At 70.8% G+C, this 26,065-nt stretch carries 26 protein-coding genes; 10 read left to right on the top strand and 16 right to left on the bottom strand.

The window, feature by feature from the left end; all coding sequences use genetic code 11:
- Window positions 1-310: 310 nt before the first annotated feature.
- On the top strand, window positions 311-1,054 hold the full coding sequence (locus BN6_RS10805; RefSeq protein ID WP_041312561.1) for a hypothetical protein: 744 nt from the start codon (window positions 311-313) through the stop codon (window positions 1,052-1,054).
- Window positions 1,055-1,554: 500 nt separating this feature from the next.
- Here the strand turns inward: BN6_RS10805 and BN6_RS10800 are convergent, their stop codons facing one another.
- From BN6_RS10800 to BN6_RS10790, 3 genes are all read right to left on the bottom strand, one after another.
- Window positions 1,555-2,856, bottom strand: a complete 1,302-nt coding sequence (locus BN6_RS10800; RefSeq protein ID WP_231905200.1) for a serine hydrolase domain-containing protein — start codon at window positions 2,854-2,856, stop codon at window positions 1,555-1,557.
- Between the two features lie 78 nt (window positions 2,857-2,934).
- The gene (locus tag BN6_RS10795; RefSeq protein ID WP_015099650.1) at window positions 2,935-3,513 is read right to left on the bottom strand and encodes a DUF3885 domain-containing protein; all 579 of its coding nucleotides are present in this window, start codon (window positions 3,511-3,513) and stop codon (window positions 2,935-2,937) included.
- Between the two features lie 74 nt (window positions 3,514-3,587).
- Window positions 3,588-4,172 carry a TetR/AcrR family transcriptional regulator gene (locus tag BN6_RS10790; protein ID WP_015099649.1) on the bottom strand — a complete coding sequence of 195 codons (585 nt, stop codon included), beginning with the start codon at window positions 4,170-4,172 and terminating at the stop codon, window positions 3,588-3,590.
- Window positions 4,173-4,262: 90 nt separating this feature from the next.
- Between BN6_RS10790 and BN6_RS10785 the strand changes: the two genes are divergently transcribed.
- Window positions 4,263-5,228 carry a ketopantoate reductase family protein gene (locus tag BN6_RS10785; RefSeq protein ID WP_015099648.1) on the top strand — a complete coding sequence of 322 codons (966 nt, stop codon included), beginning with the start codon at window positions 4,263-4,265 and terminating at the stop codon, window positions 5,226-5,228.
- A 244-nt stretch (window positions 5,229-5,472) separates the two neighbouring features.
- Here the strand turns inward: BN6_RS10785 and BN6_RS10780 are convergent, their stop codons facing one another.
- The 3 genes from BN6_RS10780 to BN6_RS10770 form a co-directional block, all read right to left on the bottom strand.
- Entirely contained in the window at window positions 5,473-5,790 is a 318-nt protein-coding gene (locus BN6_RS10780; protein ID WP_015099647.1) for a hypothetical protein, read from the bottom strand.
- Between the two features lie 216 nt (window positions 5,791-6,006).
- Window positions 6,007-6,633 (bottom strand): DUF6896 domain-containing protein, encoded by a 627-nt coding sequence (locus BN6_RS10775; RefSeq protein ID WP_015099646.1) that lies wholly within the window; start codon window positions 6,631-6,633, stop codon window positions 6,007-6,009.
- A 161-nt stretch (window positions 6,634-6,794) separates the two neighbouring features.
- Window positions 6,795-7,322, bottom strand: a complete 528-nt coding sequence (locus BN6_RS10770) for a hypothetical protein (RefSeq protein WP_015099645.1) — start codon at window positions 7,320-7,322, stop codon at window positions 6,795-6,797.
- A 149-nt stretch (window positions 7,323-7,471) separates the two neighbouring features.
- On the opposite strand from BN6_RS10770, the gene BN6_RS10765 reads away from it, so the two are divergent.
- A complete protein-coding gene (locus BN6_RS10765) occupies window positions 7,472-8,548 on the top strand; it encodes an amidohydrolase family protein (RefSeq protein ID WP_015099644.1) in 1,077 nt (358 codons plus the stop codon).
- 24 nt (window positions 8,549-8,572) lie between these two features.
- Here BN6_RS10765 and BN6_RS10760 read toward each other — a convergent pair whose 3' ends face one another.
- The 3 genes from BN6_RS10760 to BN6_RS10750 all read right to left on the bottom strand — a co-directional run bounded on the left by BN6_RS10760 (window position 8,573) and on the right by BN6_RS10750 (window position 10,666).
- Window positions 8,573-9,535 carry a DUF642 domain-containing protein gene (locus BN6_RS10760; protein ID WP_015099643.1) on the bottom strand — a complete coding sequence of 321 codons (963 nt, stop codon included), beginning with the start codon at window positions 9,533-9,535 and terminating at the stop codon, window positions 8,573-8,575.
- An 86-nt stretch (window positions 9,536-9,621) separates the two neighbouring features.
- On the bottom strand, window positions 9,622-10,173 hold the full coding sequence (locus tag BN6_RS10755; RefSeq protein WP_015099642.1) for a hypothetical protein: 552 nt from the start codon (window positions 10,171-10,173) through the stop codon (window positions 9,622-9,624).
- 109 nt (window positions 10,174-10,282) lie between these two features.
- Window positions 10,283-10,666 (bottom strand): hypothetical protein, encoded by a 384-nt coding sequence (locus tag BN6_RS10750; RefSeq protein WP_015099641.1) that lies wholly within the window; start codon window positions 10,664-10,666, stop codon window positions 10,283-10,285.
- A 1,123-nt stretch (window positions 10,667-11,789) separates the two neighbouring features.
- Between BN6_RS10750 and BN6_RS10745 the strand changes: the two genes are divergently transcribed.
- Window positions 11,790-12,752, top strand: coding sequence for a hypothetical protein (locus tag BN6_RS10745; RefSeq protein ID WP_041312556.1), 963 nt, complete (start codon window positions 11,790-11,792; stop codon window positions 12,750-12,752).
- Here the strand turns inward: BN6_RS10745 and BN6_RS10740 are convergent.
- Window positions 12,732-13,958, bottom strand: a complete 1,227-nt coding sequence (locus BN6_RS10740; RefSeq protein ID WP_015099639.1) for a glycosyltransferase — start codon at window positions 13,956-13,958, stop codon at window positions 12,732-12,734. The two genes, BN6_RS10745 and BN6_RS10740, sit on opposite strands and share 21 nt — an antisense overlap.
- A gap of 476 nt (window positions 13,959-14,434) precedes the next feature.
- On the opposite strand from BN6_RS10740, the gene BN6_RS10735 reads away from it, so the two are divergent.
- Both BN6_RS10735 and BN6_RS10730 read left to right on the top strand, forming a co-directional pair.
- Window positions 14,435-15,958 (top strand): RICIN domain-containing protein, encoded by a 1,524-nt coding sequence (locus BN6_RS10735; RefSeq protein ID WP_015099638.1) that lies wholly within the window; start codon window positions 14,435-14,437, stop codon window positions 15,956-15,958.
- 1 nt (window position 15,959) lies between these two features.
- Entirely contained in the window at window positions 15,960-17,156 is a 1,197-nt protein-coding gene (locus BN6_RS10730) for an RICIN domain-containing protein (RefSeq protein ID WP_015099637.1), read from the top strand.
- Window positions 17,157-17,297: 141 nt separating this feature from the next.
- Here the strand turns inward: BN6_RS10730 and BN6_RS10725 are convergent, their stop codons facing one another.
- Genes BN6_RS10725 through BN6_RS10715 form a run of 3 tightly spaced genes read right to left on the bottom strand, consistent with a single transcriptional unit; the run spans window position 17,298 to window position 20,748 of the window.
- Complete coding sequence (locus tag BN6_RS10725) at window positions 17,298-19,061, bottom strand: tetratricopeptide repeat protein (RefSeq protein WP_015099636.1); 1,764 nt, start codon at window positions 19,059-19,061, stop codon at window positions 17,298-17,300.
- On the bottom strand, window positions 19,058-20,308 hold the full coding sequence (locus BN6_RS10720; RefSeq protein WP_015099635.1) for an ATP-binding protein: 1,251 nt from the start codon (window positions 20,306-20,308) through the stop codon (window positions 19,058-19,060). Before BN6_RS10720 ends, BN6_RS10725 begins: the two co-directional genes overlap by 4 nt.
- Entirely contained in the window at window positions 20,305-20,748 is a 444-nt protein-coding gene (locus tag BN6_RS10715) for a hypothetical protein (protein ID WP_015099634.1), read from the bottom strand. The genes BN6_RS10720 and BN6_RS10715 overlap by 4 nt, the downstream gene beginning before the upstream one ends.
- A gap of 575 nt (window positions 20,749-21,323) precedes the next feature.
- Here BN6_RS10715 and BN6_RS10710 point away from each other — a divergent pair.
- Entirely contained in the window at window positions 21,324-21,740 is a 417-nt protein-coding gene (locus tag BN6_RS10710) for a DUF6892 domain-containing protein (protein ID WP_015099633.1), read from the top strand.
- A 336-nt stretch (window positions 21,741-22,076) separates the two neighbouring features.
- Entirely contained in the window at window positions 22,077-22,319 is a 243-nt protein-coding gene (locus tag BN6_RS10705; RefSeq protein WP_015099632.1) for a hypothetical protein, read from the top strand.
- Window positions 22,320-22,740: 421 nt separating this feature from the next.
- On the opposite strand, the gene BN6_RS10700 is transcribed toward BN6_RS10705, so the two are convergent.
- From BN6_RS10700 to BN6_RS41770, 3 genes are read right to left on the bottom strand one after another with little or no spacing between them, the layout of a single operon-like run.
- Window positions 22,741-23,370, bottom strand: coding sequence for a DUF3618 domain-containing protein (locus tag BN6_RS10700; protein WP_015099631.1), 630 nt, complete (start codon window positions 23,368-23,370; stop codon window positions 22,741-22,743).
- The gene (locus BN6_RS10695; protein ID WP_015099630.1) at window positions 23,346-23,753 is read right to left on the bottom strand and encodes a phage holin family protein; all 408 of its coding nucleotides are present in this window, start codon (window positions 23,751-23,753) and stop codon (window positions 23,346-23,348) included. The genes BN6_RS10700 and BN6_RS10695 overlap by 25 nt, the downstream gene beginning before the upstream one ends.
- The gene (locus BN6_RS41770) at window positions 23,740-24,489 is read right to left on the bottom strand and encodes a hypothetical protein (RefSeq protein WP_015099629.1); all 750 of its coding nucleotides are present in this window, start codon (window positions 24,487-24,489) and stop codon (window positions 23,740-23,742) included. The genes BN6_RS10695 and BN6_RS41770 overlap by 14 nt, the downstream gene beginning before the upstream one ends.
- Before the next feature lie 145 nt (window positions 24,490-24,634).
- Between BN6_RS41770 and BN6_RS10685 the strand changes: the two genes are divergently transcribed.
- Together BN6_RS10685 and BN6_RS49530 are read left to right on the top strand one after the other, a co-directional pair.
- Window positions 24,635-25,159, top strand: a complete 525-nt coding sequence (locus BN6_RS10685; RefSeq protein ID WP_015099628.1) for a DUF2243 domain-containing protein — start codon at window positions 24,635-24,637, stop codon at window positions 25,157-25,159.
- A 158-nt stretch (window positions 25,160-25,317) separates the two neighbouring features.
- On the top strand, window positions 25,318-26,007 hold the full coding sequence (locus BN6_RS49530; protein WP_015099627.1) for a DivIVA domain-containing protein: 690 nt from the start codon (window positions 25,318-25,320) through the stop codon (window positions 26,005-26,007).
- The last annotated feature ends 58 nt before the right edge of the window (window positions 26,008-26,065 follow it).

Below are 26,065 nucleotides of genomic sequence, written 5' to 3'. Positions count from 1 at the left end.
CGACAGCCGCGCGAACGACCGTGGCACAGAACAAAAAGACCGCGGGATCGGCCCCGCCGACAGACCGCGGTGACGACCGGACTTCGCGACCGCGGTTCACCTAGTACCGCTGCCCAGACCATCCACTGAGGACACGACCGGCGTGGTAGTCGTCGTGGTTGATCGCGACTCGTAGTCGATCCAACGGACCGTCGGCGCTGTTACCCAACGGGAAATCGGCACTGCCCTTTGTGGACACGTTCGGGTGGTCAAGGGCTTGGTTGCCGTGTGGGTCCGTGCCCCGGTAGCCGAGTGGCGCGATGCTCCCGCCGTGATCACGACACCACCCTTCGACACATCGGGCTCGTGCGGGGTACCCGAGGTCGATGTCGCCGCGACACACGTCCGGCGGCTGCACGAAGAACTCGCGCGACTGACAGCGGCGACGATCGAGGCGGAGGCCGCGTACCTCGACAGCGCCACCCGCGCACACGCCGACGGCCAGTTGGACCGGCACGGCCTGCGCGCCGCCTACGACCAGGTCAGGTCGAGGGCGCGGGACGCCGGCCTGTTCGGGCACGGCGGGGCGCCCCAGCACCCGGATGACCGGCAGGACCTCGACGGCCTGATCGGCGCCCTCGCCATCCCGGAGGACGGGACCTGGTTCGGGCACACCGGTTTCCACGGCCTCCGCCATGCCGGCGGCTACCCCGGAACGGGCGCGCGGGTGGCGTTCGTGCTGTTCGGCAACGGCGGGGTGCCGGTGTTCATCGGCCACACCAGCCAGTTCTACCGCCGAGCCCACAACCTCGACCGGGAGGGCGTGACCTGGTGCTCGTGGCGGGCGGAGTCCTGCGCCGACCGGGACGAGTTCGTCGAGGCACGCGACCGGTTCATCGACCGGTACGGCAAGCCCGACAGCGCCGCCCAACCGCCACCACCGCCCGTGGACCCCCGACCGCAGCACTACATCGTCCACGGCCGCCGGCGCGGCACCGTCTACGGCGAGCCTCGCCGGAGCAGCCTGCGGCGCGACGACCCCGAGGACGCCCCGCCGCCGACCGGCGCCTCGTGAGCCGGCACCCACTGCCCCACCTGGCCGGCACCAGGTCGGCACGACCGGAGCGGCGAGCTTCGCCGGTTCCGGTCGTCGGTGCACCCGGTCGGCGGCGGATCGCCGAACTGCCCTGACGGCGGAGTGCGCCTGGAGCGGGACCCGGGAACGCCGCTGCAACGCCCACCTGCGTTGGTGGCGACGTGCTGGTGGGGCGGATGACGAGTGGGCGGCCGGCGGGTCCAGCGGTGACATCGAGGACGCCTTGCGTCGAAGGCGTGCGGAACGACGTGACGCCGGGGAGCGGGAGGCGGCGATCGCGGCCCGCCGCGGTGTCGCCCCGGAACCGGTGACTTCGGCCCGAACCGCGTCCTGATCCTCGAACCCCACGCCGCACGACCCCCGACCACCCCGTTCCTGACCGTCGACGTCTGCGCCGCAGCGGCCGAGCGCTACCCGGGCCTGGACTGACCGCGTGCCCAAGCCGGTCGTCAGGGCCGCCGACCACTATCCGCCGACGACTATCCGCTGGCGACGTCGCGGGCGACCGCGCGCCCGACCAACCGCAGGAACTGGGCACGGCCTGCCGCATCGACGTCACCGAGGCCGTACACGACGTGTCTGCCTTCCTGTGGTGCCAAGGTGATCAACGCGTCCTCGTTCAGCGCCACCAACTCGAACTCCTCGTCCTCCTCCGACGACGACACCTGGACCCACGCGCGGCCATCGGCGTCCACGCGCACCACCCATTCGCCGGCGGAAGATCGATAAGTTCCGGCAGCCCGGTTGGCGTCGACCGGTGGAGGATTCTTCGGAGGAAGGGGCAGTTCGGGTTGGCGAACGCCCGCCAGCTCGTGCAGCAGGTGCCCGAACACCTCGGCGAACACCGGGAACACATCACCGCCGTTGGTCAGCATCGCCACCGCGACACCCGCCTCGGGAACGACGCGCACGAGCGCGCGTTGCCCCATCGTGTAGCCGCTGTGACCTACCACGACAGGCCCACCGTGGTCGGGTATCGACCAGCCCAGACCCCAATGGCCGCTCATCCACCCGGGCTCGGGCACCTCGACCTGCGGCTCTCGCATGACGTCGTACTCGGGCGTCGAGAGGTGGTGCCGGACGAAGCCGAGCAGATCACGTGCGCTCATCGCGAGCATCGCACCGACCGGAGCCGTGGCAGGGACGAGTGACCACTTCTTCACCGGCTCAAGGGGTCCGTCCGGCCGCGCCCGCTGGTGCCCGACGGCGGGCAGGCCCAGGATCGCCTCATCGACGTTCGTCGCGGCGTGGGCCAGGCCGAGTGGGGTGATCAGGTGCTCGCGCAGCGCGCGGTTGTACGACTTCCGGCGCAGCACCTCCACCAGCCTGCCGAGCACCACGTAACCGCTGTTGCAGTACGAGAAAAGCTCGCCGGGTGCGAAGTACTGGACGGCCTCGGCGAGCGTCTCGACGTACTTGCGCACCGCGTCGTCGTTGCGGCCGGTGTCCGTCCAGATGTCCCCGTCGAAACCCCCGGTGTGGCTCAGGAGGTGCCGGGTGGTCACGGTCCTGGTCGCGGCACCATCGGCGAGCCGGAACCCGTCGAGGTACTCGGACACCGGCCGGTCCAGGTCGATCGCCCCTCCGTGCACCAGCTGCATCACCAGCGTCGCGGTCCACACCTTGGTGATCGAGCCGATCTGGAACAGCGCGTCACCGGTCACCGGCACACCGGTGGCCAGGTTGAGCACCCCGGCCGCGGCGTCCACGACCTCCCCGTCCACCAGCACGGCCACCTGGGCACCAGGCAGTCCGTGCCGCGCTACGAGTTCGGGCAGCACCTCGCCGATCCACTCACCAGTCGCTCGCGCTCGACTCGCCGACTTCCCACTCCGCTCCACCCCGCGCCTCGCCTGCGCTCACAGACCCTGAGGATGGGACGGAAGCCAGTCCGCGTAACGCTGCCGCAGGCGGTCGCGGTCGGCCTCCGTCGCGGGGTGGACGTCCTGCCCACCGTCGTACGGGTGGACGGACCGGTCGAACGTCAAGCTCGCGATCAGCGCGCCCGGGATCCGGTCGTCGGCCGCGGCGCGCAGCAGGTAGTCCAAGGAGCCCGGCTGCCAGCGACGGCGGGCGGCATACAGGTGGAGGTAGTCGGTGCCGTCCAGATCGGACCCGAAGTAGTCATCGACCACGGACGTCCAGTAGTGGGCACCGGGGTTGCGTCGCAGGTCCACTTTGGACAGGGGAACGGGAACTGGGCCCGTGGAGCAGGTGGTGGTGACGACTCGGATCTCCTCGCCCCGGAACAGTTCGTCCAGGATCGCGTTGTAGCGGTGCAGGAGGATGGCGTACTCGGGCTTGTTGCGGGGATACCGCTTGGACTTGGGCAGGCTGTGGAAGCGCACCCAGCGGTCGGCGCGCGGCAGGTACGGCGTGGGGTCGAGGTCGGGCCACTGCGCGCTCCACAACGCGCACAGGTCTTCGGGTGTGTCCATCGGGCGTCCTCGCGTCCTGGCGGCTGGTTGCCGCCGGAACCTACCCGCCGAGGCTGGTGCCGTGCCTCCGCATTTCACGTCGCCGGGCGGGCGGAGCCGTCGCGCAGGCCGGCCAGCACGAGGGTGATGACGCCGTCTGCTTCGGCCCGCCAACCGGGGCGGTCATGGGCCGCGCCGATGCCGTGCAAGGCCATCATGATGGCGCCGGCACCCACGTCGTCGCGGGCGGTGCCGTCCTTCACGGCGGCGGCCACCAGGTCGGTGACCGCCTGTTCCAGCGCCTGGCCGCCCTCGGCGAGGGCACCCGAGCGATCGGCCATGAGCGTGGCCAGCGTCCGGGCGAGGCCCTGGTGCGCGTCGATGTGCTCGACCATGCCGCGCAGGAAGGTCGCCAGGGCCTCGTCCGCGGGCAGCGTGGCCTGGAGCCGGCGGGCCCGGTCGCACAAGGTGGCCACCTCCTCGTGGTAGACCGCCGCGGCCAGCGCCTCACGGGTGGGGAAGTGGCGGTACAGCGTGCCCGTGCCCACACCGGCCAGCCGGGCGAAGTCGTCGAAGCGCAGGTCGAAGAAGTCTCCGGCGTCGAAGACCTGCCGGGCGGTGGCGAGCAGGGCCTCGCGCTTGCGCCGGGCGTCGGCCCGCAGCGGCTTGGGGGTGGTCATGCGCTACCTCGCGTTGACAAATGGAGATGGCCTCCATATTTTCGGAAGTGGAGATGGTCTCCACATCGATCGTAGCCCACGAGGTGCAGCGTGAAGATCCTGATGTTCGGCCGGGGCGTGATCACCACCGTGTACGGCTGGGCGTTGGAACGGGCCGGGCACGCGGTCGAGTTCTACGTCCGGCCGGGCCGCGCGACGGCGTACGGGAACGCGGTGCCGCTCGACCTGCTCGATGCGCGACGCCGGGTGTCGGGGCAGCGCGTCGTCCAGCAGTGGCCGGTGCGCTACCGCGAGGAGCTGGAGCCGGACCACGACTTCGACCTGATCGTGCTCAGCGTGCAGCACTACCGCTTGGCGGAAGCGGCGGCCTTCCTCGCACCGCGCGTCGGCCGGGCCACCGTGCTGGTCTTCGGCAACGTCTGGGCCGAGCCGCCGGCCGCGATCGCCCCTCTCCCGGTCGACCAGGTCGCGTGGGGCTTCCCCCAAGCCGGCGGCGGTTTCGGCGCGGACGGCGTGCTCCGCGGGGCGCTGCTGCCGCCGGTCGTCTTCGGCACCCTCGGCCGACCCCCGACCGCACGGGAGCGGGCCGTGCGCCAGGTGTTCCGCGAGGCCGGGTTCCGGCTGCGGGAGCAGCCCGACTTCCGCGGCTGGCTGTGGCTGCACTTCGTGGCGGACGCGGGCCTGCACTCCCAGGGCCTGCGGCTGGGCTCGCTGGCCGAGCTGGCCGGGTCGACGGGCGACTTCCGCGAGGCGCTGCTCACCTGCCGCGAACTCCTGCCCCTCCTCGCGGCACGAGGCGTCGACCTGCGACGTCACCGAGGCGGCGGGCTGCTGTTCCGCGCGCCCACCTGGCCGGCGGCCGCCGCACTCGCCTGGCTGACCGCTCATGTCGCGCCGGTGCGCGTGAACTTCGCGGCGCACTCCGATCCCGACGCCGAGGAGCCGCGCGAGATCTGCCGGGACACCCTCGCCGAGGCGCGGCGGTTGGGCATCGCGGTACCGCGGTTGGAAGCGGCGGAACCGGGTTTCGCCCGCGGCGGGACAGGTCGAGCCTGACTCGACCGACTACCCCGCTGAACGCTCCGCCGCACGCGTGACCGCCTGTTCGTCAACGTCGCCGTAGAGCTTCGCCCACGCGGCAGATCGGCGAGCCCGGCCTTGTTCACGGCCTCGGGTTGCGGCGACGGCGTGTGGATCCACAACCTGCCTGCCCCGGTGGAAGATCCCCGCTGTGCCGCCGCCGGCCGGCACCGGCCGGGCTTCCTGCCGGTGCTGCGCCGCGTCGTGTCCTCTGTGGACGTCAGCAGGCCCGGACGATGACCGAGTGGGACTTGGGGCTGAGGTCCTGGAGCCGAACGGTCTTCCTGCCGGCGGGCACGCGGACCTCGTAGGTGCCGGGGTTGAGCGAGTAGCCGAAGTAGCTGCCCGCCGGGGCGGCACCGGTGCCCGCGATGTTCTCGCCGGTGGTGCGGTGGATCGTGGTGGCAACCGCCTTGCCGCAGTTGTTCGAGATGTAGATCTTGCCCTTGGTCGCGGCGGTGGCGGAACCCGTGCCGAGGACCGAGATGACCAGACCTGCGGTGGCCAGGCCGGTGAGAACGCGCCGGGTGGTCGTCATGGTGCTCCTCTGGATGTTGTCGGGGGCTCGGCCGCAAGATATCGGCGGGCACGTCCGTGCGCTGTCGGTCGAACGACCGACACCCACTGCCGGCGTGACGAAGCGAACCAGTTCGACCGTGGCCGGCGAACGCGGCCGGCTGTGACCCCAATGTCTGGGTCCCCAGATGCAGGGTCACGGATGTCAGGGCCACGGATGCCCAGCGCCTCCGGCGGATCACGCTCCGGTTCGCACCTGGCAGAGGTCCAGCAGGCGGGCCAGGTCGTGGAAGCCCTCCTGGCAGGCCGCGCGGACCTCCGGGTGGCGGCCGGTGGATTCGGCGTACCGCAACAGGAACCCGGGGTCGATCGCGTCGGGGTGCTCGGTGTGCACCTCGATGTCCGTTCCGCTCCTCAGGCCGGTGAACAGGCAGTGCTCGCCGTGGATGTGCAGCGACCAGGTCTCGCCGTCGACCTCCAGTTCGTCCGGGTAGCAGTCCTCTTGGTCGTAGGCCGGTTCGACGTGCCGGCGGAACGGTGCGGCGAGGCGGTGGGCCAGTTCGCGGAACTCCGCCACGAGCGCGTGGAGCCGATCGCGCAGACGGCCGGCTTCAGCCTCGTCGATCAGCCGCACGACCACGAGCGCCGGCGGCCGACCCGACCCGGTGCCGGGCGAGGCGATGACCAGCAGGTCGCCCGGCAAGCCGGCCCGCAGCCCCTCGGCGGCGGCCAGCACCTGCGCCCACTCGGCCTGCGGGGAGAACGCGAACGTCGCTCGCCGACCACGCACCACCGACCGCGCCACCACGTCGGGCGCCGGGAGGTCGCCGGACCACGCCTCAGGTTCGGGGTGCGAGGGCGGCATGCGAGCATTGTCCCCGATGGACTTCAGGTGTTGCCGAGGGTGGCCAGGTCCGGGCGGATCGGCGATTCCCCGCAGGTTTGCGGTTCGCAACCGGGTAGCGTCCCGCCACTGCGTGTGGACGGACCGCGCAAGCCTCACACCACCCGCGGGTGCCTGCCAGGTCAGAAACCCGGGCTGACCCAGTGCGCGGTGACCCGGGTACGTCCGTCGGTGTTGCTGAGGACGTCGGTCGTACCGTCCTGCCCGATGCGGAACGCGTGCAGGGTCAGGACATCCCCGACCTTGAACGTGTGCAGGAACGTCTGCCCGACGGTGTCCTGGACCGCCTCGCCCGGGTTGAAGTACGCGCCGGTCAGCGCCTCGGTGCCGAGGATGATCCCGCCGTTGACGAACACCGCCGCGCTGACGTAGAGCGCTGCGCCCTTCGAGGGCGTACCGATGTTCGTGCGCACGGCATAGGCAACCTCCCACACCCCAGGGAACGGGATGGTCAAGTCCGGGACCGCGGTGATCTTGTCGTAGGCACGGTCGGCACCGGAGAGCTTGTGGTGGAAGGCCAGCGGACCGGTCTGGAGCCAGGTCGAGCCTGCGTTGGCGGAAGTCGCCGCAGAGGATGTCATGTTCCGTGACGCTAGCGACACGACGAGTAGCGGCACGAGCGCCATTGCGGTGATCTTGGCGGGCCACATCCCCTTCTCCGCCGAAGCGCGGACAAGTTTCCCTTACCACGCCCAAAACTCGACGCCTGCTCACCTCAACCGCCCTCGCCCGGCGCTTCCGTACAGCGCCGGTTCTCTTCGCGCCGTCGTCGGCTGCACGCCCCGGCTAATGTGACTGTGTGACGACGGTCGGTAAGACAGTGCTGCGTGACGTCCGGGTCTTCGACGGTCGGGGACTGACCGAGCCTCGCATGGTGGTGATCGACGACGCGGTGATCGGCACTGACGCGACCGACGCCGAGGTGGTCGACACCGCCGGAGGTGTGCTGTTGCCCGGGTTGATCGACGCGCACATCCACCCTGACGGCCGTGCGGCGCTCGTCGCGCTGACCGCGCATGGTGTCACCACGGGGCTGACCATGGCGACCTGGCCGGCCGAGCTGGTGGCCTCGCTGCGGAACGTGCCGGGTCTGACCGACATCCGCAGCGCGGGCCTGCCGGCCATCGGGCCGGGTGGTCTGCACGCGCGGATGCCCGGCCTGGCCGAGCACGCGGTCGTGCGCGATCCGGCACACGCGCGGCGGTTCGTCGCCGACCGGGTCGCCGAGGGCGTCGACTACCTCAAGATCGTCCTCGAACCGCCCGGCGGGGGCGGCCCGCCGGAGGAGGTGGCCGCCGCGCTGGTCGCCGCGGCCCACGCGCACGGGCTGAGGGTGGTCGCCCACGCCGGCGCGCCAGGGGCTTACACGATGGCGCTGGACGTGGGTGCCGACGTAATCACGCACATGCCGCTCGGGGCACCGGTGGCCGACGACGACGTGGAGAGGATCGTCGCCGACGGCCGGGTGGTGATCCCCACGCTGCACATGATGCGCGGCTTGGCCGACGCCCTGAACCTGCCGCCCGGGGCCTACGCCACGTCGGCGCGCGGAGTCGGCACGCTGCACGCCGCCGGCGTACCGATCCTGGCCGGCACCGATGCCAACACCACACCCGGCGTCCCGTACCAACCGGCGTTCGGCGCGAGCCTGCACGACGAACTGGCGCTGCTGGTCGAGGCGGGCCTGACCACCGCCGCCGCCCTGCGCGCCGCGACATCATTGCCCGCCAAGCATTTCGGCCTGTCCGACCGGGGCTCGATCAAGCCGGGTCTCCGGGCGGACCTGGTGCTCGTCGACGGCGACCCGCTGGCCGACATCAACGCCACGCGTGCCATCCGCCGCGTGTGGCTCGCCGGCGTCGAGTCGGTGCGGTGACGCGAGACGACGGTCCGCGGAAGCTCAGCGGACGGTGACGACCACGGGGATGCTCTGCGTGTCGACCTTGGCCGTCCCGTCGCCGTACGTTCCGGGCTCGGCAGGAGCCGGCACCAGGATCTCAAAGGTGTACGTGACCGCTCCCATCGTCTGCGGCGAGGTGTTGATGGCCAGCTTGTCGTGCACGGTGATGGTCTTGCCGTCGTCGCCGACCGTGGCGTTCAGGTCCCCCGTCACCGGCGGCCGCGTACCGAAGTAGCCGTAGGAGGCAACACCGGTGAACACGACACCGGTCGGCGCGGTGAAGACCTGACCTACCCCCTCCTTGATCACCGGCTCGGTCGTCGTGGCCTCGATCTCGATGTTCAGCCGCACCGCCTGCCCGAGCACGGCTTCCACCGGATCGGGGTCGGCCTGGGTGAGCCGGAGGTCGGCGACCGGCGGCACTGGACTGCCGCCGATGACGCCCAGGCCGGCGATGAGCGGCCCTTGCGTGCCTTCGATCCTCGCTCGGAACTCGATCGTGGTGACGCTCGCGGAGACGACGAAGTCGAGACTGCGGGACTGCCAGTGCGGCCCGCGCACGTCGTCACCGGGGTAGAAGACCACCGGGCCGACGCTGCCGCCGGCGGTGGGTCGCACGGTCACGGTGTAGCTCTGCTCGTTGGTGGCCGAGCGCGCGGCGCTCGTGATGTCGGCCGATTCGCACCAGGTCAACGTGACCTGCTCGCCGGGGGAGGTGCGGACCTCCTGACGGATCTCTCCGATGACGCCCGGGGCGCTGCCTTCCTTGAGCCGCAACGCCTGCGTCACCTCGCCGTTGCCGCGTGGCCGCTGGTGCGCGCCGAGGGGGACGAGTTGCACCTTTCCGATCGTCACCCGCCATCCCGGGATCGTGTGCCCGTCCGGGCCCGTGATGGTGAGGAACTCCCTCGCCGGGTCCACAGCGGGTCGGGCGAACGCCGGGTTCTCGATCTCCACTGCCATGCGGGCCTGCCTTCCAGGTTCGGGGGACAGGGAAGATCCCGCAGGGCGGGGAAGCCTCCGCGGGAGCGGGGTGCGCCGCGGTCCGGTCAGGACCTGCCGACACCCTGGCCGACGACGTTGTAGATCAGCGCGCCACAGGAATCCGGGGTTCGACCGGTGAACTTGAGCGTGTAGGGCGCTGCGCTGTTGACGGTGAACTTCAGCGTCAGCTTCGACGGGATGGCGACGAACCCGACACCATCCGGTTCGTAGCTGTGGGCGACGACCTGGGTGTCGCCGAGCCACACGGCGGCGCCGTACGCCTGGTTCATCGCCGGGCAGCTCGCGTCGGTGTTGCGGCTGTGCATCCAGGTGATCTCGACCTTCGCGCCCACCGGTGCCTCGAAGTCCTGTTCCAGGACGGCGGCACCGATGTCCACCGCCTGGTGGCCGGCGTGCGCGAGGCTCGGGCTGTACACCACCACCGATCCCCCGGTCACGTCCCAGGGCCGCATGGCTTCCGGCTCCGGGGACCTGACCTCCACGGACGGATCGGGTGCCGCGGCGGGCCTGCGGAACTGGCCCTCTTTGATGAAGTTCGGGATCTGCACGGCCGGAGCGGCGGCGGTGGCGGTGGCAGTGCCGGCTTGCTTCTTCATGCTGCTCTCCTCCTGGGTGGGCGGTGCGGACCGGTCCGGCGAGTCGCCGGGATCATCGCCGGCAAGGGCGGTGCCGCCCAACGGTGTGGCACCACCCCTGCCCGATCGGTCAGACGGTGGGGATCAGGTTCACGTTTCCCGTCGAGTCGGGAGCCGGTTCGTACTTGTCGCTCCCCCGGTACCTGGCGGTGTAACCCTCCTGCCACGCCTGGACCGCCTCCTGCAACTTCAGGATGTGGCCGCCGCTCTCGTAAGCGGCCACACCCTGCCCGTCGGTCAGCTTGTCGCCCAGGTGGGCGTCCGTGCCGTTGAGGTAGAACTCGACGTTCTCGCCCACGATCGGTTTGCCCGTCGTCGCTTCCCTCAGCGTGGCCTTCGCACGCCCCCTGAAGCCCACGACGTGGACGGTGATGTTCTCGGCCTCCAGCACGGTCTTGACCTTCACCGCTTGCTGGGGCGGGATGTCCTGGTGCTGCCTGATGACGGGGGACATGGTGCGACTCCCTTGTGATCAATGGCTGATTGGGGCAACCAGCCCCGACGTCCGCCACCATGACACAGCCCCGAAAACGACGCATCCGCACGGCGATTCGCATATCACCATGCGTCACAACGGAAGCAAGTCCCGTGTCCCTGCTCGGATTACGCCGAGCCCTGCGGCACCCGGGCATCCAGGCCGTCCGCACTGTCCGGCGGCGGAACGTGGGGCGTGACCGAACTGTCCGCGCCCGGCTCCTGCCCGTCCTCGCGTTGACACAGTCCTTGACCCACATCGACATCGGTGCCCTGCCTCATAGAGCGGACCATCGATTGACGATTCCCTTGGTAAATCACGGCTTCTGCCTCACCGACGGCAGGCGGGGCGGGGGCAGCACGCGCGGGAGTCTCAACGTTTCCCGGTGACGTGTCGGGCTGCGAGCCTTCGTGCGCGGTCGCCGGCCTCCGAGTCGCGGAATCGCCGACACCGGGCCAAAAAACTCCGCAACGCACCCGAGGTGCACGACGCCGGAGCGATGCCGGCGGCTGCCCCTTTCGAAGGCGTGCCACCTGGGAGAGTGAGAATCAGGCGAAAACCGCCGCTCGCCCAAAAACGCGGGCAGTCGGCCGGACAGGGCAACCCTCGTCCCCCTCGCCGACGCCTTCGAGGTCCGCTCGCACAACAACTTCCGGATCTCGAGCAACGGCGTTCTCCGCGCCGCGTGCACCGCAGATGGATGCCATCCTAGTGCCGATGCACCACTGCCAGCGCCACTCAACCTGTCAGCTTGTGCCCATGCCAGGTGACGTCCGGGAGAAAGTTCCACCGATGGTGGGATCGGGTCTGTCCGGAAGGTGGGTTTCCGGGTGTGCGTGGCGGGCCGGTGCCGTGCGATCGCTCACGAGATGGCGACGGATGCCTCGAATGGCCCACCATCGTGGCGGTGGGTGAGCACTGCGGACGTGGTCGGCTCAGGCACAGCCGACGGTGTGAGGCGGTGCTCGATACGGTGCGGAACGTGCCGTTCATCGACATCGTTCCGGTTGGACCGGCGGGGGCCGGTAAGAGTCGCCTGCTGGCCGCGATGAAACAGGGCTTGGCGGACTGGCCATCGGCGCGGGCTATCAGACCGGACCCGGTGACCGCCTTGGTGCTCGACGAGGCGTGGCGGTCGTTCCAGGCGGCCGAGCCCGGTGATCCGATGGGCACCCGCCGCCGGACCGTGGTCGACCTGTGGTTCGAAGCCGGACCGGAAGGCGGGCCGCCCTTGTTCGAGACCCGGTTGGCCGACTACGACGGTCGAGCCGCCGCCGGCGCACGGCCCGACGTGGGCCGGGCGTTGGCATCCCGGGTCCGCGCGGCCGACGCGTTGTTGTGCGTTGTGGACGGCGAGCGGGTCGCGGCCCTGCTCGACGGTGACCGGGACGGGTTCGGGCGGTCCATGGCCGCGACGTGGAAGCTGCTGACGGACCCGGGAAAGGCCGTTCGGTTCGTGGTGACCAAGTGGGACCTGGTGGCGGACCGGGCCTCGCTCGCCCAGGTGCGCGAGGTGTTGCTGGGGCTGCCGGGGTTCACGTCGGCCCTTCGGCGGTTGTCGGCACGGCCGGCAGAGCCGTGGTCGATCGGTTTGATCCCGGTCAGCGTCGTGGGCGACGACGCCGGACGGCAGGCGTTGGTGCCGTTGTTGTCCGTGCTGTCCCAGGTGTTGCGGACGACGTCCGCTCGCGCCGAACGGGCAGCGGGCGACGGCGGGTCGCTGGCTGCGGGAGTGGGGGCGAACTGGCTGTCGCAGGCGGTCACCGCGATGGCCGTGCAGCAGGTGTTGCGACGCGTGGTGGACGCCGTGCCGGAACGTCGCGCCGCGCGGCGTTACGCGGGGCACGCCGCAGTAGGGGTCTCGATGCTGGTCGAGGCAGCGGTCAGGACGTGGTGCGATCGCAAGGCGCGTCCCAGCGGCGACGACGTCGACAGCAAGCAGTTGGCGCGCGCGGCCGAGGCGTACGAGTGGCAGTTGCGTGATTTCCACCGCGAGTTCCCGGCTTCGGACCTGACCGGCGCGGTGTCGCCGGCACCGGGCCTGCTACGGCGCCTGGTCGGGTGAACGTCGCAGCAACCACCCGCGCACGGCCACCAGCGTGCCCGCGGCGACGGCCGCGGCCAGCACGGCCTTGCGGTTCCTGGTCACCGGGGTCAGCGCGGGCCGGCGACCGTGCCGGCCGGTCCAGGTCGTCAGCCGGCGGCCGAGGACCCACTCGCGGAACAGCCACCACGCGGTCAGCGGGCCGGTGAGGTACTGCATGACTATCCAGCTAGGCAGGCACTTCAGCGTGGTGCGCCACCCGAGTTGGCGCACCGCCACCCCCAGCGAGGCCACCGTGACGACCACCCACAGCGGGCTCCACCAGCTGCGCAGTCCGCGCAGCACACCGTGGCGGGCGATGTAGGGCACCAGGGTGCAGGTGGCCAGCCCGCCGATGAGCGAGTCGACCACCTGCGAGGCGACCACGACGAACGCCCGGCCGTCCATGATCGGCGCACGGTGCTTGATCATGGTCTGGGCGAACCCGGCGGTCCAGCGGTGCATCTGGTCGAGCAGCTCGCGCAGCGAGGTCGGTTCCTGGGTGTAGACGACGGCCTCCGGGGTGAAGCCGACCCGGTGACCGAGGCGGTGCAGGGTCCAGGTGAGGTTGAAGTCCTCGGTGATGTTGTCGTCCGGGTACCCGCCCACCTCGCGCAGGACGTCGGTGCGGTGGCAGTTGGCCATGCCGCTGAGCACGAGCTGCCGGTCGAACACGTCCTGCAGCGGACGGACCCACCCGTTGGCGATCGCGTGGTAGAGCGTCCGGTACTGGCTGTAGGGGGTGGTGGTGTCGCAGGGCAGCGCCGACGGGCAGGTCCCCGCGAAACCGCGGCGCAGGGTGTCCATCATCTGCGCCACGGCGTGCGCGGACAGGGTGGCGTCGGCGTCCAGTGCGACCACGGCGTCACTGGTGATCCGCGACAGCGCCATGTTCTGCGCCGACGCCTTCGACCCGCCTTTGCCCTCGATGACGACCACGCCCAGGCCGCGGGCGATGTCGGCGGTGCGGTCGGTGCAGTTGTCGGCGACCACGATGATCTGGTCAATCGGATAGCTCTGCGCACGGCAGGACCGGATGGTGCCCGCGATCGAGGCTTCCTCGTTGTGCGCCGGAATCACCATCGACACACTGCTCGGGAATGGTGACCGATCGGTTTTGGCGGTTCGGCCCGAGATCGTCCCGAGATCGTCCGCCCGCACCTTCACGCGTGTTTCCCCTGACCGCATTCGAGGATTCCCCCAATCCGATCCGAACCAATGCCGACACTGTCAGGAGTACCGCACCGATGCCGGTGCCGGCCAGCAAGGACATAACCCTCCCCATGTCACGCCCACTACACAGGATCAACCCTCGTCGCGCCGGCCCATCATGCCCGATCAGGTGCGACGCACCGGCGGCCGCGTTGTCGCTGAGCGTGAAGACGCCGGCGCAATCCGGCCGCCGACACCCGCTAGGGGTAGTGCGGAATCACCAGGACGACCGAGAGCGGGGGTGGTGAGAGGCGACCTCGGGGTGCGTGCAAGCGGGTGTAGATGACCTGCACGGGTGAATTTCGGAACACCGGCCAGTCGACGGCGGACTGCACACTTTCGGGTTGAGGGGCAGGGCCCCTATTCCTTTGCGGGATCGTGGTTGTAATCCTCGGCGAGAGGCCCGCAAGCACGTGGCCGGCCCGTTGCCCGGACGAGGAGGCGCTACGCCCATGCCCAACACCACACCGATCACCCCGGCCGGTGTCGAGCTGTCGACCAACCCGGACTCGACCGACAGCCATCGGGAGACGGTGCAGGTCCGACTGCCCGCGAGCGGCGCGATCCCCAAGATCGACGTCTACTTCCTGGTCGACAGCACGGGAAGCATGACCGGCATCATCGACGCGGTGCGCGCCCGCGTCGAGGAGATCCTGAACCGGCTGGTGACCGCGGCGGGCCAGGTGGGCGCGGACGTCCAGTTCGGCGTCGGCAACTACCGGGACCTCGACTTCCCGGCCGCCCAACGCTTCCACCACCAACTCTCGCTGACGGCGAGCTCGGCGGCGGCCGCGCACGGCATCGGGGCGTGGACCACGGCCGGCGGCACGACCACCGCCGAAGGCCAGTACTTCGCCCTGGACCACCTGGCACAACCACCCGGCGGGACGATCGGCTGGCGCGCCGACGCCAAGCGGATCATCCTGTGGATCGGCGACGCGCCCGCCCACGACCCGATCTGCCAGAGCGTGTCGGGCCTGACCTACAACATCACCGAGCACTCGGTGATCGACAAGTTGCAGGTCGAGGGCATCGTCGTGCTGGTGGTCAGCACGCCGTCGGGCGCGTCGGGCCCCGGCCTGGACGTCGACCCCGTGCCGCTGTCCAACGGAACCCCCTACCAGGGCAACTGCCCCATCGGCGGCACCGCGGGACAGGGCAGCCGGGTCGCCGCCGCCACCGGCGGCACCTACACCGACGGGATCACCCCCGCCACCATCGTCCAGACGATCATCGACCTCGGCACCACCGGGATCGGCACGATCGGCAACGTCCGGCTCGTGCCGGGCCGGGAGATCGAGCCGTTCGTGCAGATCCACCCCGCCGGCTACGGCCCCTTCCCCGGCACCCAGGAGCAGCTCCTCGACTTCGAACTGGAGTTCCCCAGCGCCACACCCGCCACAACCGCACCCACCACCCGGGAAATCTCCGTGGAGGGCGACGTCGAGGTGGACGTGGACGGCGTGCGGACCGGTTCCACCCGCGTGAAGATCACCGTGCCCGACCTGACCGGCCGCTACAAGATCCGTTGCACCCTCAGCGATCTGTACCTCCAGCTGGACGACCCGAACTGGACCGGCGACGGCGCCAACATCGACCAGAACGTCGACAACGGCGCACCGGCCGTGCAGTGGGAACTCGTCCCCGTCAGCGGCGGCGGCTACCGCATCAAGAACTGCGACCCCGCCCGTGACCGCTACCTGGAGGTCGTGGGCATGTCGACGGCCAACGGCGCGGAGGTGCTCACCCGCTCCGACCCCAACGGGGAGCACAAGGAGTGGCTGTTCGTCCCCGCCGGGGCCGCCGTCGGCGGCAGGCCGGTGTTCCGGATCCAGAACCTGCACAGCGGCAAGGTCCTCGACGTCAAGAACCAGAGCCTCGACCCCGACGCACGGGTGAGCCAGCAGGGCTACTGGGGCGACTACCCGACCTACCAGGAAGAGCACAACCAGCACTGGGTCCTGGAGCGCGTCTGACATGCCGTACGCGCACAACAGCCAACTGGCCCTGGTCAACACGGCCAGCGGCAAGGCCCTGACCGTCGACGGCCGGCGCATCCACCAGAGCTGGCCGGACAAGGCCGCCCCGGCCCAGCGGTGGCGACTGCGCCGCCCTCCGACCAGCCGCCACACGGTCGTGCTGGAGAACGCGGCCGGGGGCCTGGTGCTGTCGGTGGCGGGCGCCGCCGACCACAACGGCGCCGAGGTCGTCCTGGAAACCCCCGAGCCGGACGCCCGGCACCAGCAGTGGCGCCTGGTGCCGCTGCGCTCGGGCGGGCACGCGCTGGCCAACGCCGCCAGCGGCAAGTACCTGGACCTGTGGAACGCCGACGCCGGGCACGAAGCACGACTGGCCCAGTACGACTTCTGGCACGGGCCGCAGCAGCGCTGGCACCTGCGGCCGACCGCCCGCCGCCGCAACACCCGCGCGCTGGTCACGCTGGTGCGCGACGAACCGGACTTCTTCCCGGTCTGGCTGCGCTACTACTCCCGTTTCTTCGCACCGGAGGACATCCACGTCCTGGAGCACCAGCCCAAGCCCGGCCTGCCCCCGGACGAGCGCTTCACGCGCATCCCCATCCACCACGACGAGTTCAGCAGCGACTGGCACCGCGACATCGTGCAACAGCACCAGCACGAGCTGGTCGACCGCTACGACGTCGTGCTCAGCACCGACGTCGACGAGATCGTCGCCCCCGACCCGCGCTACTGCGACCTGGGCCAGTACATCGACCAGTTCGACCACGACTTCGTCAACTGCACCGGCTGGGAAGTCCTGCACCGCAACGACAGCGAGGCGCCGTTCGACGCCGGCCGGGGCGTGCTGGAACAGCGGTCGACCTGGTTCTCCAACACCCTGTACTCCAAGCCCTTGCTGGCACGGGTGCCGATGACCTGGCTGGGCGGCTTCCACGAACGCATCGACCAGGCCACCAACCACGACCCCAACCTGTACCTGATCCACCTGCACCGCATGGACTACGACATCTGCCACCGCCGCCATCGCCTGCGCACCACCCACAACACAGCGCAGGACGACATCGACAACCACCGCGGCTACCAGAACCGCATCGTGGAACCCGACCAGTTCCACCACTGGTTCTACCAAGACAGGGTCTGCGGCGACCCGATCCACCCCGAACCCGTACCCGAGCACTGGCGATCCGTCGTGTGACAACAACCCCCGCCGCCCGAGACCGCCACCCACCCGGTCATCGGACCCAGCGATCACAACCCACGCAAAAGAAACGCCTTCCACTCCGGTGGCGACCAACAGCGTCGCGAGCGCCCCGGCACGTCCACCGGGTCTTGTCCCCTACTCAGCCGTCGACCGGCCGACGGCTGACACGGAGATCCGGACGAGTCGCCCTGCCTGCCACTGCAAGCCCAGCCGATGTTCGGCGAGGTCGTAGTTGACGGTGACCTCGCCGGTGGCGCGGTTCTCCCAGCTGTTGTGCGGGAGGGCGCCGTGCGACCGCACGTAGGCGTCGGCTGGCCCGCGTTGCCCGTCGAGGTCGAGCCCGGCGATCACCCGGTCGGCGCTCGGGCAGAGCGTGAGATCGACGGTGACCTTCTTCACCAGCCCGTCGAGCAACGCGAGGTCGACGCCGTCGGGAGTCGAGCCCACCGGGTCCAGCGCGCTGTGCCGCACGGTCAAGCCGGGAAAGAGGCCGCGCAGTTCCGCGTACGGCGCAGAGCGCTCGGACGCACCCAGTGCCGCGTACATCGTCGTGATGACGCCGGTCAACGACGTCCCCGGCACGGCGGGCAGGTCGGTCGGGGGAGCTTCGGTCCTGCGCGGTGCCGGTCGCGGGTCCCGACCGCCGAAGTCGGCCACCCGGTCCCAGATCCAGTCGGCCATCGACTCGGCGACGGGTTCGTCGGGGTGTCCGGGTCGACGCTTGACCAGCGCCCCGTGCGCGACGACGACCAGGTACGCCCCGGCTTCGTCGGTCATCACCTGTTCCCAGACCTCGTTCTCGGGCCAGTCCGGGTGCGCTGCCGGGTCGGCCTCGATCCCGGTGCTCATGGCGATGATCTCGGCCGCCGACATCAGCCGGAACGACTCGGCCAGGCCCCAGGCGGCACCGGAGCCGGGCTGCTGGCCGTCGTGCCAGGCCGCCAGCTCCTCCGCGACCTCGGAGCCGAGCTTGTCGCTGTCGGGCAGGTCGGAGATCGACACCCCTGGTCGCAGGGTGGCGCGCAGGTCGGCCGGCATCACGTCGTCCAACGCCGCCAGCGCGGAAGCCAGGTCGGTGCCGAGCAGCTGGTCGCGGAGTTGCCGCCACGCCGACTCGATCGCCCCGGTGCGGCGGATGTCCTCCAGCGTGATGTCCTGGGCTTGGGCGTTCTCGACGATCCGCAGCATCGTCCGAGCCGTCCCCACCAGACCTTGCAGCAGGTCTTCGGTCGGGTTCTCGCGCAGCAGCCGCAGCCCGAGCTGTTCGGCGTCGGCGAACCGGTACTGCACCAGGTACGACCAGCCGAGCATCAGGGCCACCCAGGAGTTCGCCGCATCGGCCCGGACGGCCTCCTCGGCCGCGGGGACGAACCGGTCGGGTGGGGCGAAGCTCCCCAGCAGGTGCACCGCCCGTTGCCCGAGCGCGGTGGGCAGTTGGTCCGGCGTCGTCCGAGCGCACAGCGCCACCGCCTCGTCGAGTTGGCGCCACCCGTCCTCGTGCTCCCCGCAGCAGGCCTGGGCGAAGCCGAGCTCCATCCAGTCGCCCCACCCCTCCTGGTCCTCGCCCAGCACCGCGCGCGCCCAGCGCAGCGCCTCGGGGTGATCATGCTCGGCCAACGCCAGGTGTCGGAGGGCGCGAGCGGCGTTGATGAACTGGTGGTCGCGGCGACCAGCCACCTGGAGGTAGAGGCGCCGCGCTTCGCCGGCCTGGCCGCAGACCTCGCGGTGGTTGGCGAGCAACAGCGACACGCTGCTGCGCTCCGGCTGGGCCGTGAGCACCCGCAACGCCAGCTCGGCGACCTTGGGATGCGTCGGCTGTGCCGCGAAGAGCTCCCACGCCAGGTCGAGGCTTCGCTCCACGGCGTCGTCGTCGGTGGCCGTGCGGCCGAAGTCGCTCATCGCATGCCCCGCCTGACCCGGTACGCCCGGAGTTGATCGAACGTGCCGTCGTCGACGCCGTACTCCAGCACCGGCGCCACCTGGTCGAACCAGGACGTCGTGGACGGGATGATGCCGCCGACCGCGGCCAGCACCGCGTCGGTGGTGACCGGCACCAGCTCACCGCTGCTCATCGACTCGACCATGGCCTGCTGCAGCACCGTGGTCGTCAGATGGCTGAGGTCGGCCCCGGAGAACCCCTCGGTGGCCGCCGCGACGGCGACGGCATCCACCCCGTCGGCGGGCTTGCCCTCCAGCGCGCCCTGGACGATCGCCGCCCTGGCGACGGCGTCCGGTGGCAGCACCAGCACCGTCTTGTCGATCCGGCCCGGTCGGCGCAGCGCGGAGTCGATGTCCCACGGCCTGTTGGTGGCGGCCAGGAAGTAGACCCCGTCGTTCGCGCCGGCCACGCCGTCGAGCTCCTCCAGCAGCTGGGTGACGATCATCCGCATCGTCTGCGACCCGCCGCCGCCGGAGGTGCGCCGTCCGCCCAGCGCGTCGAACTCGTCGAAGAAGATCACGCACGGCGCTGCCGCGCGCGCGTCGCGGAACACGCTCTGGATCGCCTTCTCGCTCTCCCCGATCCACTGGCTGAGCAGGTCCGCGAGGGTCACGTGGATGAAGGACGCGCCGAGATCGCCGGCGATCGCCCTGGCGATGAACGTCTTGCCGCACCCCGGTGGGCCGTACATCAGCAGTGAGCCGCCCGGCTTCTGCCCGAACGCCGCCGCCATCTCGGGATTGCGCAGCGGCGCCAGGAACGCGATGTCCAGGTGCTTCTTGACCTCGGCGAGGCCCGCGACGTCGGCCAGCGTCACCGCCGGGCGTTCGGCGTCCCACAGCGACGCCGACGCGGCAGCGCCGCCGTCCTGGCGGTCTCCCGGGGCCGGGGTCGGAACCGGTGTCGGAACGCTCCCCCCGGACCGCACCGTCGGCACGGACGACGCGGCCGGGGGCGCGGTCTCGGCGGGCGGCGGCGGGTTCGAGGTCCGCATCCGCGCCGCCATCAGCCGAGCGCGCAGCACGCGTGCCCGCGCCGGATCACCACCGAGCGCCTCGAACGCCTTCAGCTCGGTGGCGGCCCTGTCCGGGTCCTGCTTCAGCAGCAGCGTGACGAAGTCCTCGCGCAACGCCAGATTGCCGGGGTCGGCCTCCACCTCGCGCGCGATCACCTCGACGAAGCCGTCGCCCGGGTCGGCGCCGCTCACTGCGCGGCCCCGTCGACCCAGCCCTTGAGCAGCCCCAGGTTCGCCAACGGGATGTAGTGCCCGAGCCGCGGGTGGTCCAGCGTCACACCGAAGACGCCGGCCTGGGCGAACGAGGCGACGTAGTCGATCGCGGCCGGCACCGGCACGCTGAACAACGGCGCCGCGCCGCTCTCCGAGTCGACCAGTCCCAGGGTGTGGGTGGCGTCACCAGCCCGCGCGGCGCTGCTGAAGAGGCAGATCATCGACCCCTGCTCGGCGGCCACGGCATAGGGAACCGGTCGGTCGGCCGAGCCCCGCGCGATGAAGAACCAGTGCTCCAACCTGGTCACCTGCCGCCACAGCGCGATCTGCGCCGCCGTGTCTCCCGCAGGCGCTGCCTTGACCGCCGCGTCAAGGCGGTCCAGCTCCGTGACCGTCTCGGGGTTGTTGTCTCTGGTCATCCGGTTCTCTCTCGTCCGCTCAGCTGTCCACAGTGGCCGTCATGACCCGAACCGATCAACCGACCGTGTCGCCCGTCGTCGCGTCCAGCGGCCCGACTCACGCATCGATGCGTTGGGCCGGCCGTGAACGCACAGGGCACGTCGGCACGTCGGCACGTCGAGCGATCACGACGCGAGCCACGTCGCCGGTGCCGGTGATCACTTGTTGAGTCTGCCACTACACCTTCCCATCACGTGACCCGACGCGACGGCGAGGATTGTCAGGGCGCTCGCGACCGCGAGGGTATTCGACCGACGACCGCGCCGCATCGGTCGTTCGCACCACACCCGCCGGCCTGAGCACCCACACTGCGCCTGGACGAGGTGACGGATCGAGAGCCCGACAGGTCAGGCGGCCACGTCGAAAGCGCGCGACGTGCGTCGTCGCTTCCCAACCGAGTTCACCATCACCACCGCCGAGAGTCCCTGGCCACGGTGACGGACCAGCCCACCGTCACCACCCGCGAACACCGGGTGGGTCAAGACCGAGCTGCCTGCCCGGAGACCGGCGTCGCCGCCGCCTATATGGTTCGGGTATGAGCCAGCCGATTCCGTTCACCGACACCAACTTCAAGCTCGCCGTCGTCCAAGAACTGATGTACAACCAGGACCTCTTGCCGGAGTTCGACCTGCGCGAGTACGCCGCCCAGCAGGGCTTCACCTACGACGCCGGGAGCGTCGAGGCAGTGCCTGAGGCGCTGGCCTACTTCGAGGCGCTCGAAGTCCCCGTCGAGCTCGCGGACAAGATCACCGAGATCGAGATGGACGGCGGCAACGAGATCTACCTCGAGATCGCACCGAACTGGGACGGCGAGGACGGGCTGTTCGACGTCGACGAGTTCGCCGACCTGCGGCACTTCCCCAACCTGAAGTCGATGACACTGCTCTACACGGGCAACGAGGAAGCGCTGGAGACCTTGCGTGCCCGAGGAATCGAGGCAGACTGGCTCTGAGCCGACCGCTACTGCTCGGGTACGTCCAGCGAGACCAAGTCCCGATGTCATCGGCGAGCAAGCTCGCGCTGCGGGCGTTCTGCGACAGCTCTCGGTCGGCACGCCGTTCTTCGAGCACTCGCGGAGCCGAGCAGGTGGGCTCATCCAGCCGCCGCCGGTGTACCCGCGGGTTCACGAAGCTCGCCTCGCTCGTGCCGAGACCGGGTGACGCGCTCACGCCCGTGATGTCCCGCTTGCACCGCCAGTGATGGGATTCCTTGTGCGACAGTGGTTTGACGGTTTTCTGCCGGGTACCTGAGCGGGGACCGCCCCATCCCGAACAGGAGGAGAGAACCGATGGCGACCGGAGAAACGGGCTTCGACGACGTCACCTTCGACCTGGTCTCGGTCCAGTACCACTCGCTGAAGGCCGGACACGACTACGGGCAGTACGTGCGCGACGCGCGCAACGCCGGTCGTGACGACATCGCCGACTTCTTCCAGCGCGTGATGGACGAAGACTCGGCGCGGGCCAAGCAGTGCCACGAGTTCCTGAAGGAGCTTGCCGGCAGTGCGGACTCGGGGCCGGCGGTGTCCTGACACCGCGGTGCAGGGCGCCGTTCCCACCTCCCGGTGGGGGCGGCGCCCTGTCGCATAACCGGGTCGCGCATCGCGACCGGTCCTGAGTGGACGAATGGCCACCCGGTGTGTCGGATGGGCATTCCCTGTGATGGGCCGGACGCGCTCACGCTTCGCAACCTCCGCACTCCCTGCGCCGCAAACGCTTGGCCGCGTGCGCGGTGCAGACCGACAGATCGCGGGCGAGTTGATCCACGGCGACGTGATCAAGTGGTGGCAGCGGAGGAGGTCCTACCCGATGTGGGTCCGCTGTCCTTTATGGAGGTATTTCGGATCGGTCAGTGGCGTGAACGGTCCGTGCCGAACAACAACGAGTCGTCGCGCACGGCGCGGTCCTCCAGGGGGCGCGGTGGGCGCGCCGGACCGGCGCGCCCACCGCCGGTCACGACCTGGCCTGCTCGGCCACGTCCTGGCCCGCGCCTTTCGCGTGGCCGGCCACCTCGCGGCCGGCCTCCTTGGCGTGCCCGGTGGTGGTCTGCACCGCGTCGGCGGCGACCTGTCGGACCTGGTCGACCGCGTCGCTCCCGGCCGACAGCGCGGCGTCCTTGACCTGCTCGGCGGACTCGGCGACGGCTTCCTTGACCGGTTCCACCACGGCGGACGCGTGCTCGCCGACCGCCTGCAGCGCCTGCTGCTCCGCCCTGGTGCGCGGGATCAGCGTCGCGGCCAGCAGACCGCCGCCGAAGGCGATCAGCCCGACCGCGAGCGGGTTCCCCCGCGCCTGGCGCTCCACGCGGTCCGGGACTTCGCGCACGGCGTCCGCGGCCTGTCCCGCCTTGTCCTGCACCGCGTCGACGGCGCCGTGCGCCTGGCCGCGTACCGCGTGCGTCGTGTCCACCGCGGTGCCCATGACCGCCTCCCTCGCCCTCGTGATCCCGTTCCGGATGCCGTGCACCCGGCGCTGCGCGATGCGCTTCGGGCTGGTGTGGTCGACCAGTCGGTTGGCGTCCACCACCAGCTCGGCCCTCGTGCGTTCGATGTCCCGCCTTATTTCGTCGGGTGTCGCGCCCATTCCACGTCCTCCTTGAGGGTTTCGACGGTGCGTTCGGGCTTGGGTGAGACGCGCTTGAGCTTGGCGCGGCCCGAGCTGTAGAGCGCCGCGCCCGCGATGCCCCACAGCACTGCGATCACCAGAGCGGCCCAGCCCAGGCCGATCAGCTCGGCGAGGCCGAAAACCGCGGCGAAGCTCAGCAGCACCACCGTGAGGTGGCCCGCGTACCCGGCGGCGGCGAGCATCCCGCCCGCCTTGCCCGCCTTGACGGCTTCCTCGCGCACCTCCGCCTTGGCCAGTTCCAGCTCCTGCCGGACCAGTCGGGAGAGGTCTCCGGTCAGCTCGCCCAGCAGGTCGCCGAGCGACGCGCGGTCCTCCGGCGTGCCCGGCTCAACGGTGGACATGCGGCACGTCCGGGGTCTCGCGCAGGTGGGCGGGCGTGGCCGTCTCGGTCGGCCGCACCGGGCCGGGTGGCTCCACGCCCGCGAACTGCCCGGCCGCGTGGCCCGCGACCGGCGGGTTCGCCCCAGTCGGTGCCCCAGTCGGTGCCCCAGTGGGTGCGGCGGTGGGTGTGGCGGTCGGTGCGGTCGTCGGTGGCGTGGTCGTCGGTGGCGTGGAGGCGGCGAACTGCGCCTCGGCGCCCTCCGGACGTCGGGGCGCGTCCGACTCCTGCGCACCGCCCAGACCCTTCACCACGCGCCCCACCAGGAACCCCGCGCCCGCCGCGCCCAGCACGAACGTCCACGGGTTGCGGCGGGCGAAATCCTGCGCGGAGTCGAGCAGGCCGCGTGCTCCCCGCTCGTCGAGGAACGCGGCGGCCTGCCGTCCCGCGTCGGCGATCTGCCGGACGGGTCCGGCGGTGATGCTGTCGGACTGCCCGTCCGCCATCGACGTCAGCTCGTCGGCGATGCGCACCAGTTGGCGCGACACCTTCTTCGCCTGCGCCTCGGCCTCGCCGGTCACCCGCTGCCGCACGTCGCCCGCGACGCCGCGGGCCTGCCCCGCCGCCTCGCGTGCGACGTTCCCGACCTGTTCGCGGGCCGTCGCCGCCACGTCGGACGCCGCTTGCCCCGCGTGCTGCGCGACCGCGGACGCCTGGTCCCCCGCCGCGTGTGCCGTGCCACTCCTGTCGTCGGTCACGGATGCCTCCTCGCGTCGTTGTGTGAGCGGCGACTACCCGTGGAACACGCCGGTATTCGTGAAAGTCGATGGAAATATGGAGTTTTTCGTCCGAGAACGTGGGTAACGGGCGTTTCGGCCGACTTGTGCGGGCAAGTCCCGGCGTATGAAGACGACGACACGACTCCGCGCGCCCCTCGTGCTGGGTCTGGGGATCGGCGGGTTCGTCGACGGCATCGTGATCCACCAACTCCTGGGGTGGCACCACATGCTGTCCGGCTGGTACCCGCTGGTCGATCCCCACGCCGAGCACGTGAACATGATCGGTGACGGGGCGTTCCACCTCGGGTGCCTCGTGCTCGTGCTGGTGGGCGTGGCGTTGCTCAACCGCGCCGGCTCGCTGCCCGCACGCGTCCTGTGGGGTGGGGTGGTCGCCGGGTGGGGCGTGTTCAACGTCGTGGAAGGGGTGGTGGACCACCTGCTGCTCGGCGTGCACCACGTGCGGCACGGTCCGGACCAACTGCTGTGGGACCTGGGTTTCCTGGCACTGGGCGTGCTGCTGATCGTCGGCGGCGGACTGTTGGCCCGGCCGCGTTCGGTAACGCAGGGTAGGCCGGGAGGTGGGCGGGCCCCTCGCACCAGCTCGGCTGGCATCGATCCCGACGCCCGCCGGGACGGCGGTGCGGCGTGACCGAAGGGCAACCCCGGTACCCCCTACGCTTCCCGGTCGTCGCGCTGGCGACCATCACCGTCATGCGCTCTGCCCATCCGCGTCGGGGGGTTTGACACGGGCCGTCGCGGTGGCTAGAAGTTCTGCCATCAGGACCAAGCCGAACACGGAGGGATGACGTGGACCTGGTGCCCCTGCGAACCGATTTCGACGTGGTGTGGCGGGGGTACGACCCCGCCGCCGTGCGCAGCTTCGTGGAGGACGTGGAGGCGGAACTCCGCCTGGTGACGGCGGACCGCGACGCGGCCGAGGCCCGCGCCGACGACCTGGCCGCCCGGTTGGAGCGCATGCGCGGCGAGGTGTCCGCACTACGGGCCCGGATCGACCGCCTGTGCCGCGCCCCGGTGGACACCGCGGCGCTGGAGGACCGGCTCCGCCGCCGGGTGGAGCTGGCCGACCAGGAAGCCGCCGAGATCCTGGACCGGGCGCGGGCGGTCGCCGAGCAGACCGCGGACGAGGCCAGGAGGGCCGCCGGCCGCCGCGACGACCTGGACCGGCGTGCCGCGGAACTGCGCGAGCGGGAGCGACGGGACTTCGACCTCGCGATGCGCGCGCGCCGCGCGGAGGCGACGGCGGAACTCGCGGCGGTCGAAGCCGCGGCACGCGACCGGGCGGAGTGCGTGGTGCGTGAGGCCACCGAACTGGCCGACCGGGTGATCGGCCAGGCACGCCGCCGTGCCGCCGAGATCGACGCCCACCGCGAGGACGTCGCCGCCCGACTCGCCACCGTCCGGCAGGTGCTGGCCGACGCCGCGCCTCTCGTCGACGAACCCGCCATCGACCGGGATTCGGTGCGCCTCGCCGGCTGAGGTCGCGCCGGATCGACAGCACCCCTCCGGTGAGGGGTCGTGGAGTCGCCTCCCGACC

Source organism: Saccharothrix espanaensis DSM 44229, from assembly GCF_000328705.1.
Lineage (GTDB): Bacteria > Actinomycetota > Actinomycetes > Mycobacteriales > Pseudonocardiaceae > Actinosynnema > Actinosynnema espanaense.
The sequence above is the reverse complement of the archived record's forward strand: the minus strand, read 5'-3'. Positions and strand labels throughout refer to the sequence as shown.